General features: G+C 37.5%; 1 protein-coding gene. It reads right to left on the minus strand.

Going from position 1 to position 5,142, the window contains the following annotated elements; translation table 11 throughout:
• Positions 1-4,736: Rib/alpha-like domain-containing protein (locus HT717_RS08025; RefSeq protein WP_173304922.1), on the minus strand; the 4,736-nt coding region annotated here is incomplete at its 3' end.
• Positions 4,737-5,142 lie beyond the last annotated feature (406 nt).

Here is a 5,142-nt window from a genome sequence, read left to right on the forward strand (position 1 = left end):
GGAATGTCTTTTCCATTTTCTTCTTTCAATGGAATTTCAACCTTAGAGCCTGGTTTTCCACTGCCATCTTCATACTTCGGTGCGTAATCGTCAGATACTTGAGTCACCTTAACTGTTACTGGGACATCGATTGTCGAACCATCTGGATAGGTAACAGTTACGACACCTGGCTTGTCACCTGGTGTAGAAGTGTCTGGTGTAGTCTTCCATGTGTAATTTGTACCATTTGGAAGGTCTCCATTATTACCAATACTGTTCTTAGCATTCGGTTTCTCGTTAAGCCCTACTGTTTGAGTTCTGGCTGTTGGAGCAATATTTGTTGCTTCCTTAATTGGGCTTGGTTCTGACACAACATCATCTTGTCCTGGTGTTTGAACAGTTGTTTTAGCTGTAATATTTCCTACTGGAACCTTACCTGTGATGATTGCAGTTGCTTTTCCGTTTGTTACAGTTCCTGTACCAATAACAGTTGTTCCATCTGGACCATAAAGAGTCACGGTTGAACCATCTTTAACTCCCCCTCCAACAGAAACAGTTACTGGGACATTTTCTTGATTAGACTTACCTGTTAAATCCGTTTCAATCGTTGGAGCTTTTGGCTTAACAATGATGGTTACTTGCGGATTAGATTTAGCTACTGTTTTATCTGTATGAGTTGCTGTTGCTGTGTACTTAAAGACACCTGCTGTATCTTGAAGTATCTTTGGTGCTGTTCCTTCCCAGCCCCATTCAACTCCAATTCCTTTACCATTAGGTCCTGCGTCTGTATATTGGTTAGCGTCCACACGCCCATTCCATTGTCTTAATGAATCTCCAACTGTAACTGTCGCTGTTTTACCTTTAATAGGATAAAGAGCTGCTTTATTAGTTGTCGCTACTTTCTCTGGACTTGGATCAGATGTGACATCTTGCTCACCTGGTGTTTGAACAGTTGTTTTAGCTGTAATATTTCCTTTTGGAATTGTTCCTGTAATTGTCGCTTTTCCATTAGTTACAGTACCTGTACCAATTGCACGTCCATCCTGAGAATAAAGTGTTACAATAGAGCCATCTTTTACCCCGTTATGAACATTTACAACAACTGATGTGTTAGGTAATTCTGCCTTACCAGTCAGATCCGTTTCAATTGTTGGAGCTTTTGGTTTAACGATAACGGTTACTTGTGGATTAGATTCTGCTACTGATTTATCTGGGTGAGTTGCTGTTGCTGTATACTTAAAGACACCTGCTGTATCTTGAAGAGCTTTAGGCGTTGTCCCTTTCCAACCCCATTCTACACCATTTCCACGTCCTTTTGGTGCATTTGTGTATTGGTTAGAATCTACACGTCCCTTCCATGTCTTTAATGAATCTCCAACTGTAACAGTTACTGTCTGACCTTCCAGTGGATGCTGGCTAGCTAAGTCTTTTCCTACATGAACAGGAACATCAATATTCTCAGTTGACTTATCTGGATATGTGATTTTTACGACTGCTTTTTTATCTGTTCCTGTAGTATTGGTTTCAGGTTTTGAAACTACTTCAAAGATAGTTCCAGTTGGGAAGGCTGGCGTACCAGGTTTAGCAATGACTTTTCCTTTAACCTCATCATCAGTGATCTTATGATTAAATGGTACAGTCAGCGTATTTGCTGCTGGAGTATACTTTTCTGCCTGTTCATGTACTTCAAATACAAAATATCCTGTTGTGGTATTGGTTCCGTCTGTTGAAATTGCACGGGCAGTATACTTACCTTTCCCAACTCCTAGACCAACTGTTCCTGTTACACTTTGTCCTAATGGCGAACCTTCTGTTGCCGTGCCATTGACAGGTGTAAAGTTAAAGCCACTTTGTAGGTTTTCCGTTTTGAAGTTCGTCACTTTTCCACTATCATCTGTTGTGATGAGACGTGTATTTACTGCATCACCACGGTATAGCGGAATAACTATATTTTGTCCTTCTGCATGAGTTTTTCCTAACTCCACTTTGCTACCATCGTCTTTAACCCAGTAGATTTTTGGTGGAGTTGTATCACGAACCACTACTGGAACTGTTACTTCATCTGTTGATTTATCAGAGTAAGTCACAATAACTGTAGCTGTTTTGTTACCTGTTGTATCTGTATCAGGTTTTTGTTTAACAGTTAACGTCGCATTACTTGGATAATTTTTAACTTTTGCTTTAATGGCTTCATCTGTTAATTCTTGTTTGATTCCAATTTCAAGAGTTTCTGCTGTTGGATTGTGTTTTTCATTTTCTTTCGTGGCTGGTATAACTTTTACTTTTACTGTCTTTTCAATTTTGTGACCAGCGTCATCAGTTGCCTTAACGGTAACTGTTTTTTCTCCAATATCAGATTCCTTTGCCTCTCCAAGGTCAATAGATAGTGTCTTTTGTTTATCAGTATTTACTGAATAGTTCGTTTTTTGCGTAAATAGATGATTAGGATATTTTGTAAATATATCTGAAAAATCTAAATTTACCTTAGTATCATCTCGTCCATCTACATTAAATGAGATTTTCTCACCAACTTTTACAACTTGTTCTAGTGGTGTAACAGTCAATGTAGGTGCTTGTGTATCTGGTGCTTTTAATACTGTAACTGGTACATTTACATTTTCAGTCGATCCATCTGGGTATGTTACTTTTACTACAGCATTCCCTACGTTTCCTGGCTTAGCTGTTGATGGTTTACTTAAAACAGTAAGTGATCCGGGTGCATAGTTCTTCACTTTTGCTTTCACTGCATCATCTGAAATCGTTTGACCTTGGTTTACTGTTAACGTTTCTCCTGTCGGATTGTACTTAGACGCTTGATCTTTTACTGTAATGGTAATTGTTTTTTCAGCTTTGTTTCCATTTTTATCATAGGCTTTAATAGTTACTGTACTATTACCTACAGGTCCTGTTGGTGTTCCAGTAATCTTACCATTTGTAAATGTTAATCCTTGTGGTAATCCAGTTACTTCAATTGGATTGTTTGGACGCATTCCTACTCCGCCTTTATTGTCTTCAGCTGTTACTGGAATATCTACAATTTTTTCATTTTTTATAACTGTTGCTCCATTTGCAGTAATAGTTGGCGGTGTCGTATCTTTAGGAGTTAAACTTGTACCCGTTGTCCCCATAATATAAGACTGATTAGTAGTCCATCCTGATGTTGTTGAAGCTGCATAGGCACGACCGTATGCATTAGCTTCTTCCTCAGTTATATTATTTTTCAATTTAATCTTAGCATGCATATGCATAGCATAGTCTGTACTCTCTCTACCTAATTTGACAGTTAAATAATATGATAATCCAGGATATTTTCCATTTTTATCTTTCGTAAGTGTGTTTAATGTAGGATCATTTTGGTTGTTCTTAAATACATCCCATCTTTGATTATTACGAGTTACCCCTGAATTTGGATCATAAAATGAGTATCCATCATTATTAAAAATTTTGTATTGTTGTCCCCACGGATTTGAAATTGTAGCTGTATTACCATACTGTTTGAATCCTTGGAAATCATCAGATAGTCTTCTACCTCCAACATTTTCATAACGAGTAAAGCTTAAATCTCTTACTGTATTAGAAGGATCCATTATATTAAATGGTGCTTGGAAATAATACTGTTGCTGGTATGAACTTCCCGTCATCTTTCTTCCGTCGTTATTGAAGAAGACATCATAGACGATCCATTTACCTTGACTATCTTCCATATAGTAGGCTTTAATATCTGTTTTATTTTTAGTAAACTCAGGATCATTATTTCGAGTATTACTTCCATTATTAGTTCCAGGGTCAACAGAAGCAAAATATTTAATATTTGCTAAGGCACCTGAACTAATCTGACCATTTGCTCTAAAGCTTGTTCCTTGAGCCATGCTCTTGCCATTACGTGAGTCACGAGCACCTGAATTCAAACGCGTTGTAGCATTTTTAACAGAAGTAAACATTCTCTTCACACGTTTTGTCATATCTTCAACATCGTTCAGAGAAACTGTTGTATTTTCAAGAACTCCTTGAGCCAAGCCCAATAGTTCATTGGCTTTTTCAAGAACTTCTTTGCTAGTCTCATGCTCAGGCAATTCCAAAACAGCTGCCTGCAATTGATCTACAGATACTTTCAAAGCATCTTTTTTAGCTGATACAGTTTGGCTCTCTTCACTTGCGCTTACTTCAGGAGAAGTTTGACTTGCTAGGTTATCATCTGGCTTCTCAGTTTTATCTGCTTGTTTATCAACTTGAACCTCAGTTACTTCCTTAGCAGCTGATACGACTGTCACATCTTTAGACAAGAGTTCTACAAGTTCATCGATATCCTTTTGAGCTAGCTCAGAACTTTCTAGGGCTTCTTTCCCTTTTTGAAGTCTGTCTTTAACAGGTGAGACTACTGACTCGTCAAGGTTTAATTTAGTAGAAAGAAGAGCATTTAATTCTTCAACTACTTTTTTCAACTTGGATTTATCAACTGTAGACGCGCTAGGTGCAGCGTTTGTAAGCGCTTGATTTCCTTCATCTACTTTGTTTGCAGTAGATTCTGTAACATCTTCAGGCGAATCGACCTTACTTTCAGGTGTTACTACACCAGCAGTAGAGTGTGAAGTCTTGTCGACTAGACTATCCGCACTCGCAACGCGGGCACCTAAAAACATCAGCGCTGCAACAGCAACTGAAGCGGCACCGAAACTATACTTACGAATAGAAAAGCGCAAAACTTTTTCACGTTGCTGGCGCTTTATTCTACTGAGCGAATTTGATTTATTTTCCATTGTTCCTCCTTATGTTAAAACACAAAATCAAATTAAAAGTAATCTTCATGGCTACACTTCTTATAGTAACGCACCCATGAAGCCTACTATGATGAGCATATTTACACATTACAGCTATCACAGCTCGATTATACCATTTTTAATATATTTACACAAGACAAAACTGTTTTATTCCATAGAATAAAGGATAAATTGTTTAACTATACATAAAATGTTATTATATTGTACTTTTGAATAGACAAACTCTCCAGCTTTAAAATAAATCTGTAACCACCTATCGTATCAGATAATTCATCGTCATTTTTAATAGTAAAAAATAATCACCTAAAAAATTTAATGGTAACAAATGACTCACTCCATATCCCAATTAATAGCGTATCCAATTGAGGCTCTTTGTCAACTGTAG

Origin of the sequence: Streptococcus sp. 959 (assembly GCF_013277075.1) — a bacterium.
Lineage (GTDB): Bacteria > Bacillota > Bacilli > Lactobacillales > Streptococcaceae > Streptococcus > Streptococcus pseudopneumoniae_C.